Source organism: Pseudoxanthomonas sp. SGT-18, from assembly GCF_003931645.1.
In the GTDB taxonomy this organism is placed as follows: domain Bacteria; phylum Pseudomonadota; class Gammaproteobacteria; order Xanthomonadales; family Xanthomonadaceae; genus Pseudoxanthomonas.
Genome location: NZ_RRYJ01000003.1, coordinates 91,505 through 107,598, shown reverse-complemented (window position 1 = coordinate 107,598; position 16,094 = coordinate 91,505). Strand labels below are relative to the sequence as shown.

Below are 16,094 nucleotides of genomic sequence, written 5' to 3'. Positions count from 1 at the left end.
GACACCCGGGGCCGGTGCCTGGCACCGGCCCCGCACGCGGCCACCGGCGGGCAGCCGGGGCCGGTGTTTCGCGCAAAACTTTGCTGCAACGCAGTGGCCGCGGCGCCCTGCGCATGGCCTGGCCCAAGCAACCATGCGCCCCGCCGCGGCGGCCGCGGGCAGCCGCCAGGCCCGCACGGTGGCGCGTTTTACAGCGCTGCTGCGGCCACCGATAAGACAGCGCTGTCAGGCGTCGAGGGGAGGGCCGGTCCGCGCACCAGGGCGTACGCGGCCCGGAGGATGCCGGCGATCCGCCGGTGGCCCCGGTTCCACCTTCCGCGCCGGAGCTGCGCAATACGGCGGCCAGCCGCCGCCAGCCCAATGGATCTGGAGGAACCGGAGTGAAACTCGCGACGCTGGACATCGCCATCGTGCTCGCCTACCTGGCCGGCATCTTCATCCTCGCGCAGCTGGTTTCGCGCGAGAAAGCCGGCCACCAGAAGTCGGCCTCCGACTACTTCCTGGCCAGCAAGTCCCTGCCATGGTGGGCCATCGGCGCTTCGCTGATCGCGGCCAACATCTCCGCCGAACAGATCATCGGCATGTCCGGCTCCGGCTACGCGCTGGGCCTGGCGATCGCCTCCTACGAATGGATGGCCGCCGCCACGCTGCTGGTCGTCGGCAAGTTCTTCCTGCCGGTGTTCCTGCGCAACAGGATCTACACCATGCCGCAGTTCCTCGAGGAACGGTACGGCACCCGCATCCGCACGCTCATGGCCGTGTTCTGGCTGGGCCTGTACGTGTTCGTGAACATCACCTCGATCCTGTGGCTGGGCGCGATCGCGGTGAACCAGGTCACCGGCATCGACCAGATGACCGCGGTGGTGCTGATCGGCGTGTTCGCGCTGGTGTACCAGCTGTACGGCGGGCTGAAGGCGGTGGCGCTGACCGACATCGTGCAGGTCACCCTGCTGGTGCTCGGCGGCCTGATGGTGACCGGCCTGACCCTGTCGCAGATCGGCGGCGGCGAGGGCATCTTCGCCGGCTTCCAGCACCTGTGGGACGCGCACCCGGGCCACTTCGAGATGATCCTCGGTCCGGACAACCCGTTCTACAAGGACCTGCCCGGCATCAGCGTGCTGGTCGGCGGCATGTGGATCATGAACGTCAGCTACTGGGGCTTCAACCAGTACATCATCCAGCGCGCGCTGGCGGCCAAGGACCTGAAGGAAGCGCAGAAGGGCGTGCTGTTCGCCGCGTTCCTGAAGCTGCTGATGCCGGTGATCGTGGTGCTGCCGGGCATCGCCGCGGTGGTGCTGGCGCCGTCCCTGGACCGGCCCGACCAGGCCTATCCGACGATGATGCGACTGCTGCCCAGCGGCATCCTCGGCCTGGTGTTCGCCGCGCTGGTGGCGGCGATCGTGGCCTCGCTGGCGTCGAAGATCAATTCGGTGGCGACCATCTTCACCCTGGACTTCTACGCCAAGATGCGCCCGGACGCCGGCCAGCCGAAGCTGGTGCGGGTGGGGCGCATCGCCGCCGCGCTTTCGGTGCTCATCGGCATCCTCACCGCCAAGCCGCTGCTGGGCAGCTTCGACCAGGCCTTCCAGTACATCCAGGAATACACCGGCTTCTTCACCCCGGGCATCGTGGCGATCTTCGTGCTGGGCCTGTTCTGGAAGCGCGCCAACCAGGCCGGCGCGCTGGCCGCGGCGATCGGCTCGTTCGTGCTGTCGATCGTGCTCAAGCTGGCCTGGCCGGGGCTGCCGTTCATCGACCGCGTCGGCCTGGTGTTCCTGCTGGCGCTGGCGCTGGCGGTGGGCGTATCGCTTGCCACCGCGGCGCAGCGCGAGGGCAGCGACCTGATCCGCACCGACGACGTGGACTATTCGACCACCGCCGGGTTCAACATCGGCGCCCTCGGCGTGGTCGCCATCCTGGTGGCGCTGTACGCGACCTTCTGGTGAACGCGGGAGCGCACGACGGACGGCAGCAGGACCCGCGCCCGGGACCAGTCCCGGCGCGGGCCCGGATCGAGGACGTGGCCGCCGCGGCCGGCGTCTCGATGAAGACCGTCTCGCGCGTGCTCAACAACGAGCCGGGCGTGCGCGAGGCCACCCGGCTGCGCGTGCGCGAGGCGGTGGCGGCGCTCAACTACCGCCCGGACCCGTCCGCGCGCAGCCTGGCCGGCAACCGCTCCTACCTGGTGGCGCTGCTCTACGACAATCCCTCGCCGAACTACCTGATGGAGGTAGTCACCGGCGTGGTCGATGCCTGCGAGGCGCACCACTACGGCATGGTCATGCAGCCGGTGGCGCACCGGGCGCCGGGCTGCGTGGAGGCAGTGGACGCGCTGCTGTCCGGCGCGCGCCTGGACGGGCTGATCCTGACCCCGCCACTGACCGACAGCGACGCCCTGCTGGACCGCCTGGACCAGCGCGGCATCCCGTTCGCCTGCATTTCCCCGTACAAGCGCGAGGGCCGCATCGGCGTGACCCTGGACGAGCACGACGCGGTGTGCGAGCTGGTGGCGCACCTGGTGGCGCTGGGCCACCGCCGCATCGGCCACGTGCGCGGGCATCCGGACCACGGCGCCAGCGAGTGGCGCCTGGCCGGCTACCGCACCGCGCTGCGCCGCGCCGGCCTGCGCTACGACCCGGAACTGGTGGTGCCGGGCGAGTTCTCGTTCGATTCCGGGCTGGAAGCGGGACGCCGCCTGCTGTCGCTGCAGCCGCGGCCCACCGCGATCTTCGCCGCCAACGACGACATGGCCGCCGGCGTGATGCGCGCGGCCAGCGAGATGGGCCTGCGGGTGCCTGCCCAGGTCTCGGTCTGCGGCTTCGACAACACGCCCATCGCCAAGCACATCTTCCCGCAGCTGACCACGGTGCAGCAGCCGACCCGGGACATGGCCCAGGTGGCGACCATGCAGCTGCTGGCATCGATCCGCGACCGCGGCGCCGGCAGCATGGTGCACATGCCCTACGCGCTGCAGCTGCGCGATTCCACCGGGCCGGCCCCGCCCGACTGAGGCCGGTCCGCCGCGCTCACGCGGCCTCGCGCACCACGATCCGCAGCGGATCGTCCCACTGCCGCAGCAGCTCGGCTTCGCGGGCCTTGGCCGCGTGCAGGTGCGCTTCCTTGACGTGGCCGTAGCCGCGGATCTGGTCCGGAATGGAGGCGATCTGCGCGGCCAGGCCGACGTTGCCGGCGTCCAGCTTCGGCAGCAGGCGCTCGATGGTGGCGAAGTAGTCCTCCACCAGCTGCCGCTCCTTGCGCCGCTCGGCGGTGCGGCCGAACGGATCGAACGCGGTGCCGCGCAGGAACTTCAGCTTCGCCAGCCAGCGGAACGCGGTGAACACCCACGGCCCGTACTCGCGCTTGACCAGGCGGCCGTGCTCGTCCTTCTTCGCCAGCAGCGGCGGGGCGAGGTGGAAATGCAGGCGGTAGTCGCCCTCGAACTGCTGCTGCAGGCGGCGCTGGAAGTGGCCGCCGGTGTACAGGCGCGCGACCTCGTACTCGTCCTTGTAGGCCATCAGCTTGAACGCGTAGCGCGCCACCGCCTCGGTCAGCGCGGTGGAGCCGGGCACGCGTTCCTGTTCGGCGGCGCGGACCTTCTCCACCAGCTTCGTGTAGCGCTCGGCGTAGGCGCGGTCCTGGTAGGCGGTGAGGAATACGCGGCGGCGCTCGACCAGTTCCTCCAGGCTGCGCGACAGGCGCAGGTCGTCCAGGGGCAGCGGCGCGACGTTGCCGGATGCCGCATCCAGCGGCCAAGCCTGGCCGCTGCCGGCGGCATCGGCCGCCGAGGCCGGCAGGCCGCGCCATTCGCGCCCGCCGCTGGCCGGGCGCGGCGCGCTGGTGCTGCCCCATTCGCTGCCTTCCCAGTCGCCGGGCGGCAGCACCTGCAGGTCGTCGGCGATGCCCTCGCTGGCGGTCACCGGGTTGGACACCAGGCCGGCGGCGCGCGCCACCGCATCCGGGTCGACCGCGGCCAGGCGGCCCCAGGCGAAGGCCTGCTTGTTCATCTCCACCGCTGCGCCGTTGAGCTCGATCGCGCGCATCAGCGCACCCTCGGACAGCGGCACCAGGCCCAGCTGCCAGGCATGGCCGAGCATGAACAGGTTGGTGGCGATGGCGTCGCCCAGCAGCGCGGTGGCCAGCTGGGTGGCGTCGAGCAGGCGCGGCTCGCGCCCGCCCAGGGCCAGCCTCACTCCGGCGATGATCTCGGCCGCGGGAAAGTGCAGGTCAGGCTGGGTGGTGAAGCTGCCGGGCATGGCCTCGTAGGTGTTGAGCACCACTTCCGAGCGCTCGGCGCGGACCTTGGACAGCGCCCAGTAGTCGTTGACCACGACCATGTCGCAGCCCAGCACCAGATCGGCCTCGCCGGCGGCAATGCGCACGGCATGGATGTCGGCCGGCCGGCGCGCCAGGCGCACGTGGGTGGTGACCGCGCCGCCCTTCTGCGCCAGGCCGGTCTGGTCGAGCACGGTCGCGCCCTTGCCTTCCAGGTGGCCGGCCATGCCCAGCAGCGCGCCGATGGTCACCACGCCGGTGCCGCCGACGCCGGTGATCAGGATGTTCCAGGGCCGCTCCAGGTCGGTACGCGGCTGCGGCGCGGGCAGGTTGTCGAGCAGGGCCGCGGCCTCCGCGCGCGGGCCCTTGCGCGGGCGGCCGCCATGCACGGTGACGAAGCTGGGGCAGAAGCCCTCGACGCAGCTGTAGTCCTTGTTGCAGTTGGACTGGTCGATCTGGCGCTTGCGCCCGAACTCGGTCTCCTGCGGCAGCACCGACACGCAGAAGCTCTTCTGCCCGCAGTCGCCGCAGCCCTCGCACACCAGGGTGTTGACCATCACCCGCTTCGGCGGATCCTCGAGCTTGCCGCGCTTGCGCCGGCGGCGCTTCTCGGTGGCGCAGGTCTGGTCGTAGATCAAGATCGACACGCCCTTGACCTGGCGCAGGCGCCGCTGCACTTCGTCCAGTTCCTTGCGGTCGTGGAACTCCACGCCCGGCGGGAACAGTTCGCGCCTGTGCCAGCGCGAGATGTCGTCGCTGACCACCACGATGGTGTCGATGCCCTCGGCGCGCATCTGCCAGGCGATGTCCGGCACCGTCAGGGTGCCGTCCACCGGCTGGCCGCCGGTCATGGCCACCGCGTCGTTGTAGAGGATCTTGTAGGTGATGTTCACCTTCGCGGCGACGGCCTGGCGGATCGCCAGCGAGCCGCTGTGGAAGTAGGTACCGTCGCCGAGGTTCTGGAACACGTGCTCGGTCTCGGTGAACGGCGCCTGGCCCGCCCAGGTGACGCCTTCGCCACCCATGTGGGTGAAGGTGTCGGTGGAGCGGTCCATCCAGGTGACCATGTAATGGCAGCCGATGCCCGCCAGCGCGCGCGAGCCTTCCGGCACGCGTGTGCTGGTGTTGTGCGGGCAGCCGGAACAGTAGTGCGGCACGCGCGGGAACTGCGCGCGCGGCAGCGCCATCTCCGCCTCCTTCTCCTCCATCCAGCGCAGGCGCTGCTCGATGGATTCGGTCGTGAAAAAGCGCTGGATGCGGCGGCCGATCACCCCGGCGATGGTGGCCGGGGTCAGCTCGCCGGTGGACGGCAGGATCCACTCCCCGGCCTCGTCGTACTTGCCGACGATGCTCGGGCGCCGGCCCCAGGCTTCCGGCCAGTTGTAGAACTGCTCCTTCATCTGCCGCTCGATGAAGGCCCGCTTTTCCTCCACCACGACGATGTCCTCCAGCCCGCGGGCGAAGGCGGCGATGCCCTGCGGCTCCAGCGGCCAGGTCATGCCGACCTTGTACACGCGGATGCCGATGTCGCGGCAGGCTTCCTCGTCCAGGCCCAGGTATTCCAGCGCCTGCAGCACGTCCAGGTAGCTCTTGCCGGTGGTGACGATGCCCAGCCGCGCGCGCGGCGAGTCCAGCACGATGCGGTCGACCCGGTTGGCGCGGGCGAAGGCCTGCGCCGCGCGCACCGCGTAGCGGTGCAGGCGCATCTCCTGGTCCAGCGGCGGATCGGGCCAGCGGATGTTGAGTCCGCCCGGCGGCAGCTCGAAATCCTCCGGCAGCACGATCCGGCGCGCGAACGGGTCCACGTCCACCGAGGCGGAGGATTCCACCGTCTCGGCGATGGTCTTGAAGCCGATCCAGCGCCCCGTGTAGCGGCTCATCGCCCAGCCGACCAGGCCCAGGTCGAGGATGTCCTGCACCCCGGCCGGGTTGAGCACCGGCATCATCGCGCTGACGAACTCGTCCTCGCTGCCGTGCGGCAGGGTCGAGCTGCGGCAGGCATGGTCGTCGGCGGCCAGCGCCAGCACGCCGCCATGCCTGGAGGTGCCGGCGGCGTTGCCGTGCTTGAACACGTCGCCGCAGCGGTCCACGCCCGGGCCCTTGCCGTACCACATGGCGTACACGCCATCGACCTTCGCCCCGGGGAACAGGTTGGTCTGCTGCGTGCCCCAGACCATGGTCGCGCCCAGGTCCTCGTTGAGGCCCGGCTGGAAGCGCACCTTGGCCGCTTCCAGGTGCTTGCGCGCGCGCCACAGTTCCAGGTCGAAGCCGCCCAGCGGGCTGCCGCGGTAGCCGCTGATGAAGCCGGCGGTGTCGAGCCCGGCCGCCGCGTCGCGCAGCTGCTGCATCAGCGGCAGGCGTACCAGCGCCTGCACGCCGCTGAGGTAGACGCGGCCGTCGCGGCGCGTGTAGCGGTGTTCCAGGGTGTAGTCGGCGTCGAAGGTGGCGAGCCCGGGCTGGTCGGCGGACGCGGGCGAAGTCAGTTCGGCGGTGCTGGTCATGACAGGCCTGGAGCGTGGGCTGGGCCGGGCGCCCGGCTGTAGCGCAACATCATAAACAAGCGCGCATGGACGGGCATGACACACTGCGGCGCGAACCCGTGCCGCGGCGGCCACGAAGTGGGACAATAGGCGCCCCCCACATCCCGCTTTCCCCGATGAACCGCATGCATGCGCAAGCCGGAACCGATCCGGATTGCCAACCTGCCGATGCCGGGAGCCGCTGAGGCACGCCATGGCATTGGACGCATTCGCACTGATCCTGGCCATGCTCGCCCTCGGCATGGCCATGGGCCGCACCACCCTGCTGCCGGACAATGCGTCCGAGGTGCTCAACCTGGTGGTGCTCTACGTCTGCCTGCCCGCCGCGGTGCTGCTGTACGTGCCGCGCCTGCACCTGCAATGGTCGCTGCTGGGCATGGCGCTCACGCCCTGGCTGCTGATGGGCGCGACCTGGCTGCTGGTGGGCCTGGCCGCGCGCCTGTGGAAGTTCGGCCGCGAGCAGTACGCGGTGCTGCTGCTGTGCGTGGGCCTGGGCAACACCAGCTTCCTCGGCTATCCGATGGTGCGCGCGCTGCTGGGCGAGAGCGCGGTGCAGTACGCGGTGGTGTACGACCAGTTCGGCACCTTCGTGATGCTGTCCACCCTGGGCCTGTACGTGTGCGCGCGCTACAGCGGCGACGCGCCGCCGGGCCCGCGCCAGGTGGCGCTGCGGATCGCGCGCTTCCCGCCGGCCTGGGCGCTGCTGCTGGGCCTGACCCTGATGCCGGCCGAGCCGCCGCACTGGATCGGCGCCGGGCTGCAGCGGCTGGCCGACGCCATGCTGCCGCTGGTGATGCTGGCGGTGGGCCTGTCGATCCGCCTGCGCCTGCCGCGCGAGGAGCTGGGCCCGCTGGCCACCGGCCTGGCGCTCAAGCTGGTGGTGATGCCGGCCATCGCCCTGCCGCTGTCGCTGCTGTTCGGCATGCCGCCGCTGATGCTGCGCGCCAACGTGCTCGAATCGGCGATGCCGACCATGGTCTCCGTCGCGGCCCTGGCCATGGCCCATGGCCTGGCGCCGCGGCTGTGCGCGGGCCTGGTCGGCTACGGCATCGTCGTATGCCTGGCCACGCTGCCGGCCTGGGTCTGGCTGCTGGGCCGGTTCCACGGCTGAGGCGGCGCGGCGGGGCATCGCCGCCGCGCCGCGCGCGCCGGGCTCAGGCTTCGACCGCCGCCGGCGCCGCGAACAGCCGGATCGGGCGGATGCCGTGGGTGCGTTCGGCCAAATCGGCGGTTTCCACCAGCGCCGCCAGCTGCTGCCGGTACAGGTCCAGGAACGCGTCCTCCAGTGGCAGCACGGCGCGCGCAAACGCGAACGGGTCGGCGCCGGCGCTGGAGTAGTGGCCGCAGCGCTTGAGCAGCAGCTGGCCCAGCGGCTGCCCGCTGCCGGGGACGGCGTCGTCGAGCCTGCCGAGCAGGGCGCCCACCTGCTCGCGGCAGCGCTCGGCGCGCGCATGCACGCGCGGCCGCAGCACTTCGTCGCCGCTGCCCATGCCGGCGTGCATGCGCATGCACACCCGCGCCTCCTGCAGGGTGCGCGCCAGCTCCGGCCAGTGCGCGTGCATCCTGGCCAGCAGCGCCAGGCGCGCCTCGGCCTCGTCGCGGGCCGCGCCTTCCAGGGTGTCCACCGCGTGCCGCAGGCGCCGCGCGAACACCGCCAGGATGCGCCGGGCCAGGCGCAGGTCCGGGGTATCCGCGGCCACGCAGGCGCCGTATTCGGCGCGCAGCGCGCCGGGGTCGGGCGGGCTGCCGTCGGGCATCACGAAGTCTTCTTCCTGGTCGAGCAGGGCGATCCACAGCGCCAGGGCGTCGGCGCGCTCGCGCAGGCGGTCCAGGCGCTGCCACAGGCCGGTCGCTTCCGGGCCGAGGCGGCGCAGTTCGTCCACGCTGCCCTGCCAGTCGAAGGCCGCCGCCGGCAGCAGGCCGGCTTCGGCCGGGTCCAGCAGCGGCACGCTGCCGAGCATGCCGTTGGTGTAGCGCTGCCAGGCCGCGGCGGTGGCGTCGGCCAGGCGGCCGCGGCCGAGCAGCTCGGCCGCGCCGATCAGCTGGCGCGGGCCGTAGTCCAGCTCCATGCCGGCGTAGTAGTGGGCGGTGACCTGGCGGCACAGCGCGGGGAAGTCGGCGAACAGCGCGGCGGCGGGACGGTCGTCGCGGAAGATGCCCGGCGCCTGCAGCGCCTGCGCGTTCGCGATCCGGGCCTGGTCGGCCGGATGCGAATCCCAGTAGCGCGTGGTGTCGTCGGACTGCAACTGGGCCTCGACCGATTCCCAGTCCTGCCTGCCCCACTGCTGCAGGCGCTGGGCGGTGGCGCCGGGCAGGTCGTCGACCAGGCGGCCTTCGCCCCAGGCCTTGCGGTTGAGCCGGTCGACCTCGTGCCAGGCATGTTCCAGCGCGCGCATGCGCAGCGCGGTCGCGGCGAAGGCCTCGCTGCCGGCGACCGTGGCCTCGTAGCGGTCGGCATCGAACTCCATTTCCTGGGACAGCCGCCGGCTCATGCGGAAGCTGAGCTGGAACATCCCGCGCAGCAGCAGGCGCGTGGCCCACAGGCAGGCCAGGGTCGCCAGGCAGGTGAGGTGGACGATGCCGCCCATTTCCTCGTCCTCCAGCCAGCGCCGCAGGCGCCCATCCCAGGCATCGTCCTGGTAGGCGCGCGACTCCAGCCAGTAGTTCACCCGGTTGATCAGGTGCGCCGCGCGCATGCCGCCGCGCTGGGCGAAGTGGCCGAACTCGTGGGCCAGCACCCCGACCAGCTCGCGCGCGCTCATGCCCGCCACCAGCGGCAGGCCGATGGTGAGGGTGCGCGCGCCGCCGAGCAGGCCGGCCGGGCCGGGCACGAACTGCACCCAGGCGTTGACCTGGTGGGTGAGGTGGATCGCGCGCGGCGGACGGATGCCGATGGCCGCGCACAGCGCGTGCACCGCGGCGGTGAAGCCGGGGTCCTGTTCCGGTTCCAGGCGTACCGGTTCCGGGGCGCGGGTGCGCGGGGCGAAGAACGGCTTGAGCAGGAACACCACCAGCACGCCGATGATGAAGCCCGGCGCGGTCCAGCCGACCAGGCGCAGCATGCCGTGGCCGCTGCGCGGGGCCCACTCCAGGTAGTAGTGCACGCCCAGCCAGGCCAGCCCGGCGACCAGGCCCAGGTAGGCCAGGGGTATCAGGCAGGACAGCACCGCCACCAGCCACAGCAGCAGGTCGTACAGCGGCTTGCGCGGCGGGCGCGGGATCGAACCGGGACGCAGCTGGCGCAGCTGCGTGGTGGGCGCTACGGCGTTGCCGGCGGGCATGCCGGCGGGAATCGAGGACATCGTGCCAGGCCTCCTTGCGATGGCAGGGCGCATGCATGCCAGCCGCGCCGCCACGGGCGTCTTCCCCTGCCCGCGGACCTGTTCCATGGTTCGGCTGCGGCGGCCTGGCCCCCCTGGCCGCCGCGCCCGAGCATAGCCAAGCGCGCGGCGCGGCGCGAACCGGCGGCGCGGCTCAGTCCGCCGGCACGGTGCGCGGCAGGGCCCATTCGCGCAGCGCGCGGACCTGCTCGGCCATCAGCACCGACAGCGGGCGGGTGGCGCGGATCTCGTCCATCAGCAGGGTGGTGTCCAGCGGACGCTGCTCGGCGTGAGCGGCATACAGGCCGGAGACGATGGCCTGCTCGAGCTCTGCGCCGGAGAAGCCCTCGGTCGCGGCCGCCAGCGCCGACAGGTTGAAGCCCTGCGGCTGCAGCCCGCGCGCGGCCAGGTGGATGCGCAGCAGTTCCACCCGGGTGGAGGGGTCGGGCAGGTCGACGAAGAAGATCTCGTCGAAGCGGCCCTTGCGCAGCAGCTCGGCCGGCAGGTGCTGGACCTGGTTGGCGGTGGCCACCAGGAACACCGGCGCCTTGCGCTCGGCCATCCAGGTCAGCAGGTAGCCCAGTACCCGGCGCGAGACGCCGCCGTCGCCATCGCCGGAGTCGGCGGCCACGCCCTTCTCGATCTCGTCGATCCACAGCACGCACGGCGCCAGCTGGTCGGCCGAGGCCAGCGCCGTGCGCAGGTTCTGTTCGGTCTCGCCGTGGTACTTGGCGTACAGGGTGCCGAAGTCCAGGCGCAGCAGCGGCACCCCGAAGCCGCCGGCGATGGCCTTGGCCAGCAGCGACTTGCCGCAGCCCTGCACGCCCAGCAACAGGATCCCGCGCGGCGGCTCCAGCCCCGGCGGCGGGCTGCCGGCGAACGCGGCCTGGCGCAGCTGCACCCAGCGCTTGAGCCGGCGCGCGCCGGCGACTTCGTCCATGGCCGCCGCGTCGTATTCGTAGTGCAGGTGGCCGCTGCGGTTGAGCAGTTCGAACTTCAGCCTGGCCAGCTGCGGCAGGTCCGAGGCGGTGAGCGCACCGTCGGCGTGGATCAGCTGGCGGGCGATGCGGCGGGCGTCGTGCAGGTCCAGCCCCTGCAGGTGGCGCACGATCTGCTGCACCGCCTCGGCCTCGACCTCCACCCGGCGCCCGCCGTTCTCGCGGGCGTAGGCCTCCGCCTCCTCGCGCACCAGCTTCAGCAGCGCCGCCGCGTCCGGCAGGCGCGGGGTGAAGCGCACCGCCATGGCTTCCAGCTCCGGCGGCAGTTCCACCTTCGCCCCGACCAGCACGATTACGTGCGGCTGGCAGTGGCGGCGCTGGAGGATGTCGCGCAGCAGGCGCTGGTGGCTGGCGTAGCCCAGGTAGGGGTGGAAGTCGAGCAGCAGGTAGATGCCGCGCTGGTCGGCCTCCTGGATCGCGCGCAGCACCGAGGAGGCGTCCGGCGGGCCCTGCGGCGGATCCTCGCGGTCCAGGTCCAGGCGGCGCAGGCCCTCGGTGATGGTCCAGCGGTGCAGGGCCCGCCACACGTGCAGCAGCGACTGCCGGAACAGCTCCACCACCCGGTCCTCGTCGCGGGTCTCGACCACCACCAGCGGCGTGTTGGCGCGGATCAGGGCGGTCAGGTTCTGCAGCTGGCTCATGGCACGTCCGTGTCGGGGAGGCGGGGAAAGATAGCAACCCGCCGGGCTTCCTACCGCCTCCACCGGGGGCGGTGTAACCTGCGGCCAGCCCAATGGGAGCAAGCGGCGGATGAAGACGATCCTGGTGGCCGGGTCCAAGGGCGGCGTGGGCAAGACCACGATCGCCACCCATCTGGCGGCGCACGCGGCACTGCAGGGCCGGCGGACAGTCCTGGCCGACGCCGACCCGCAGGGATCGGCCACCCGCTGGGCGCAGCGCCGCGCCGCCCTGGACAGCGCCGTGCTGCCGGTGGACGCCAGCACCCGCCGCGGCTGGGAGCGGCTGCCGGCCGACGCCGACCTGGTGGTGGTCGACGCCGCCGCCGGCGCCCTGGCCGCCGACCTGGAGCGCTTCCTGGAACGCGCCGACGCGGTGGTGGTGCCGCTGCAGCCCTCGGCGCTGGACATCGAGGCCACCGTGGCCTTCCTCAACACCCTGGCCAAGGTGCCGCGGGTCCACGCCCGGCGCCTTCCGGTGGGGCTGGTGCTCAACCGCAGCAAGCCGTGGACCAACACCAGCCAGCAGGCGGTGCAGATGCTGTCCGATTGGCCCTATCCGCTGGTGGCGCAGCTGCGCGACACCCAGGCCTACACCGTGCTGGTGGGCCTGGGCCGCAGCCTGTTCGACTACCACTCCGCGCAGGTGCGCGACCACCAGGGCGACTGGGAGCCACTGCTGCAGTGGCTGGACCAGGCCTGACCTCCCGCCTCTGCGAGGACATCCCGTGCGTGAACTGATCCTGCTGCGCCATGCCCATGCCGAACCCGGGGCCCCCGGCCAGGCCGACATCGACCGCCCGCTGTCGGCCCACGGCCTGGCCGAGGCCGAGGCCGCCGGGCGCTGGCTGCTGGCCCACGGCCTGCTGCCGGACCGCGTGCTGTGCTCGCCGGCGAGGCGCGCGCGCGAAACCCTGGAAGCGGTGCTGGCGGTCACCGGCTACGCCGAGCAGCGCCTGGAAGGATCGATCTACGAGGCCACCCCCGGCACCCTGATCGGCCTGCTGGACGAGCAGCAGGAGGTGGAGCGGCTGATGCTGGTCGGCCACAACCCGGGCCTGGAGCGGCTGGTGGCCCTGCTCGACAGCGGCCGTTCGGACGAATACCGCGGCATGCCCCCGGCCGGGCTGGCGGTGCTGTCGCTGCCGACCGCGCAGCCAGTGGAACCGGGCGTGGGCCGCCTGACCGCATTCTGGTGGCCTTGAGCGGATGCGGTACCCGCGCTGGTTGCTGGCCCTGGCGTTGTGGCCCGCGCTCGCCGCGGCGGCGGTGCAGGAGCCGGCCGCCGTCGCCGCGCCGGCGGTGACGCTGTACGAGCTGGATACCGTCCACAGCCGGCTGGAATTCGAGGTGCGCACCCGCGTCGGCCAGCGCCTGCGCGGCCAGTTCCCGCGCTACGAGGGCCTGGTCGACCTCTTGCCCGACGGCCGCCACCGGGTACGCTTGCGGATTTCCACCGCCTCCGCCGAGATCCCGGGCAAGCCGCGCTACACCGGCTGGATGCGCGGCGAGGCCTTCTTCGACACCCTGCGGTACCCCTGGATGGAATTCGTCTCCGACCCCTTCCCGCCGGACGCGCTGGCCCGCGGCGGCCGCCTGCACGGGCGCCTGACCCTGCGCGGCGCGACCCGCGGCGAGGTGCTGGAGGTGCAGCCGGCGCCCTGCGCCCGTCCCGGCCTGGACTGCGCGGTGCAGGTGGAGGGCGACATCGTGCGCAGCGACTACGGCATGGGCGACTGGCAGCTGGTGCTGTCCGAGCGGGTGCGCTTCACCATGCAGGTGCGCCTGCGCGAGGCGGGGCCGCGGTGAGGGCCTGGACCCGGCCACTGCTGGCCGCGTTGCTGGCGCTGGCGGCCAGCGCCTGCAGCACCCTGAGCCCGCAGCTGCGCGAGCAGGCCGCGGCGGTGGCGGTGGCCGGGCGCGACGCGCAGCTGGACTGCGAGCGCGCCGACCGCTGCGCCGCCCCCTCGCCGCTGCGCGAACTGGCCGGCGAGGCCTTCGCCGAGACCGCCAGCGCGCCCGACGGCCGCACCCGGCACCGCGCGCTGATCCTGGACGAGGGCGGCGAGGCGCTGCTGGCGCGGATCAACCTGATGCGCAGCGCCACCCGCCGCATCGACCTGCAGACCTACATCTTCGACAAGGACGACAGCGCGCGCCTGGTGCTGGACGAACTGCTGGCCGCGGCCCGCCGCGGGGTCAAGGTGCGGGTGCTGATCGACCAGCTCTCGGCGATCGCCGACCTCCGCATCCTGGCCGCCCTGGCCGGCGCGCACCAGAACCTGGAGCTGCGCATCTACAACCCGACCTTCGGCCGCGCCAAGCCCAACTACCTGCACTACGCGGCCAGCGTGATCTGCTGCTTCCGCCGCTTCAACCAGCGCATGCACAACAAGCTGCTGGTGATCGACGACGCGGTCGGCATCTCCGGCGGGCGCAACTACCAGGACGACTACTACGACTGGGACAGCCAGTACAACTTCCGCGACCGCGACGTGCTGGTGGCCGGGCCGGTGGTGCGCGAGATGCAGCGCAACTTCGCCGCCTACTGGAACGACCGCCGCAGCGTGCCGGTGGAGCGGCTGGACGACGTGGCCCGGCTGCTGCTGTCCTCCGGCGTGCCGGAGATGCCGCCGGCCACGCCGGCGCGCCCGGAACGGGTGGAGCGGATGCGCCAGGCGGCGGCCGACGCCGGGCTGGTGGAGGAGCGCCTGGCCCGGCGCGCGATGGCGGTGGGCCCGGTGGAGTACCTGGCCGACGTGCCGAAGAAGCACCGCGAGGGCGAGAGCCGGGTCAGCGGCGCCTCCGGGCTGGCCGGGCTGCTGGCGCAGGCACGCGAGGAAGTGCTGCTGCAGACCCCGTACCTGGTGCTGTCCGACAGCGCGGTGGAGATCTTCCGCCAGCTGCGCCAGCGCGAGCGGCCACCGCGGGTGGTGGCCTCGACCAACAGCCTGGCGGCCACCGACAACGCGATCGTCTACGCGCTCAGCTACAAGTACAAGCGCCGCAACGTGCGCGAGCTGGGCTTCGACATCTACGAGTACCGGCCGTTCCCCGAGGACCCGCCGGTGGACCCGGCGCTGGGCGCCTGGCAGCCGGGCGACGCCGAGACGCAGGATCCTTCGGTGCCGCGCAGCGAACTGCCCGGTGCGGTCTCCGGCTCCGGCGGCGGGCGCGGCCGCGCCGACGACGACCGCCGGCAGGTGCGCGACAAGCTGCGCACCGAGAGCCGGCCCTCGCTGCTGAGCACCAGCCACCCGGCCAACCGCCCGGTGCCGGTGCGCGCCCAGGGCAAGCGCCCGCGCATGGGCCTGCACGCCAAGTCGATGGTGATCGACCGCCGCATCGCGGTGATCGGCACCCACAACTTCGACCCGCGCAGCGAGACCTACAACACCGAGGGCGTGGTGGTGATCGAGGACCCGGCCTTCGCCGGCGCCCTGGCCGCCAGCATCGAGCGCGACATCGCCCCCGGGAACTCCTGGACCGTGGCCCCGCGCGCGCGGCCGCCGGTGCTGTCCGGGCTCAACTACAGCATGAACAAGGTGCTGGAGAAGTCGCCGGTACTGGACCTGTGGCCGTGGCGCTACGCCACCAACTACGTGTTCCAGCCCGGCCCGGAGTGCCCGCGGCCGCTGCCGCGGCGCGACCCGCGCTTCCACCAGTGCTACGTGGCGGTCGGCGACTTCCCCGAGGTCAGCCTCGGCCCGCGCTCGATCCTGACCCGCATGCTGACCGCCTTCGGTGCCGGCCTGGTGCCGATCCTCTGAGCCGGCGGCGATAATCGCCGCCCCTTCCGCGCAGGAGCAGCACCGATGGTGTTCCGTGGTCCGGTCGACCTGGACGAACTCAACCGCCTCAGCCGCGGCACCCTGATCGAGCACCTGGGCATCGTGTTCACCGCCGCCGGCGACGACTGGCTGCAGGCGACCATGCCGGTGGCGGGCTTCACCCGCCAGCCGTACGGCCTGCTCCACGGCGGCGCCTCGGTGGTGCTGGCCGAGACCCTGGGCAGCAGCGCCGGCAACCTGTGCCTGGACACCCGCGTGCAGCAGGCGGTGGGCCTGGAGATCAACGCCAACCACCTGCGCGCGGTGCGCGAGGGCGTGGTCACCGGCACCGCGAAGGCGGTGCACGTGGGCCGCAGCACCCAGGTCTGGGACATCCGCATCGAGGACGGACGCGGGCGCCCGGCCTGCGTCTCGCGCCTGACCCTGGCGGTGGTCGCGGTGGCCGCGCCGCAGGCCGGCGCGGCCTGATCCGGCGCCGTCGCCGCGGCAAAGCCGG

Annotated in this window: 11 protein-coding genes; 8 read left to right on the top strand and 3 right to left on the bottom strand. The window is 72.4% G+C overall.

Translation table 11 applies throughout. The features are described from left to right. Positions 1-380: 380 nt before the first annotated feature. The gene (locus EIM47_RS05900) at positions 381-1,946 is read left to right on the top strand and encodes a sodium/sugar symporter (protein ID WP_125076381.1); all 1,566 of its coding nucleotides are present in this window, start codon (positions 381-383) and stop codon (positions 1,944-1,946) included. Between the two features lie 98 nt (positions 1,947-2,044). Then, positions 2,045-3,010: a LacI family DNA-binding transcriptional regulator gene (locus tag EIM47_RS05895; protein WP_240626182.1), complete on the top strand. Its 966-nt coding sequence runs from the start codon at positions 2,045-2,047 to the stop codon at positions 3,008-3,010. A 16-nt stretch (positions 3,011-3,026) separates the two neighbouring features. On the opposite strand, the gene EIM47_RS05890 is transcribed toward EIM47_RS05895, so the two are convergent. Continuing rightward, on the bottom strand, positions 3,027-6,773 hold the full coding sequence (locus EIM47_RS05890; protein WP_125076379.1) for an indolepyruvate ferredoxin oxidoreductase family protein: 3,747 nt from the start codon (positions 6,771-6,773) through the stop codon (positions 3,027-3,029). A 232-nt stretch (positions 6,774-7,005) separates the two neighbouring features. On the opposite strand from EIM47_RS05890, the gene EIM47_RS05885 reads away from it, so the two are divergent. After that, positions 7,006-7,923 (top strand): AEC family transporter, encoded by a 918-nt coding sequence (locus tag EIM47_RS05885; RefSeq protein WP_125076378.1) that lies wholly within the window; start codon positions 7,006-7,008, stop codon positions 7,921-7,923. Positions 7,924-7,966: 43 nt separating this feature from the next. On the opposite strand, the gene EIM47_RS05880 is transcribed toward EIM47_RS05885, so the two are convergent. After that, positions 7,967-10,114, bottom strand: coding sequence for a M48 family metallopeptidase (locus EIM47_RS05880; RefSeq protein WP_164514550.1), 2,148 nt, complete (start codon positions 10,112-10,114; stop codon positions 7,967-7,969). Between the two features lie 172 nt (positions 10,115-10,286). Further along, positions 10,287-11,771: an AAA family ATPase gene (locus EIM47_RS05875; RefSeq protein WP_125076376.1), complete on the bottom strand. Its 1,485-nt coding sequence runs from the start codon at positions 11,769-11,771 to the stop codon at positions 10,287-10,289. 109 nt (positions 11,772-11,880) lie between these two features. Here EIM47_RS05875 and EIM47_RS05870 point away from each other — a divergent pair, with 109 nt between their 5' ends. The 5 genes from EIM47_RS05870 to EIM47_RS05850 are packed head-to-tail and all read left to right on the top strand — an operon-like array spanning position 11,881 to position 16,066. Beyond that, positions 11,881-12,510, top strand: coding sequence for a ParA family protein (locus tag EIM47_RS05870; protein ID WP_019399332.1), 630 nt, complete (start codon positions 11,881-11,883; stop codon positions 12,508-12,510). A 25-nt stretch (positions 12,511-12,535) separates the two neighbouring features. Further along, positions 12,536-13,012 (top strand): histidine phosphatase family protein, encoded by a 477-nt coding sequence (locus EIM47_RS05865; protein WP_019399331.1) that lies wholly within the window; start codon positions 12,536-12,538, stop codon positions 13,010-13,012. 4 nt (positions 13,013-13,016) lie between these two features. Next, positions 13,017-13,616: a YceI family protein gene (locus EIM47_RS05860; protein ID WP_019399330.1), complete on the top strand. Its 600-nt coding sequence runs from the start codon at positions 13,017-13,019 to the stop codon at positions 13,614-13,616. Further along, the gene (locus EIM47_RS05855) at positions 13,613-15,577 is read left to right on the top strand and encodes a phospholipase D family protein (protein ID WP_019399329.1); all 1,965 of its coding nucleotides are present in this window, start codon (positions 13,613-13,615) and stop codon (positions 15,575-15,577) included. Before EIM47_RS05860 ends, EIM47_RS05855 begins: the two co-directional genes overlap by 4 nt. Before the next feature lie 45 nt (positions 15,578-15,622). Then, positions 15,623-16,066: a hotdog fold thioesterase gene (locus EIM47_RS05850; protein WP_019399328.1), complete on the top strand. Its 444-nt coding sequence runs from the start codon at positions 15,623-15,625 to the stop codon at positions 16,064-16,066. Positions 16,067-16,094: the final 28 nt, after the last annotated feature.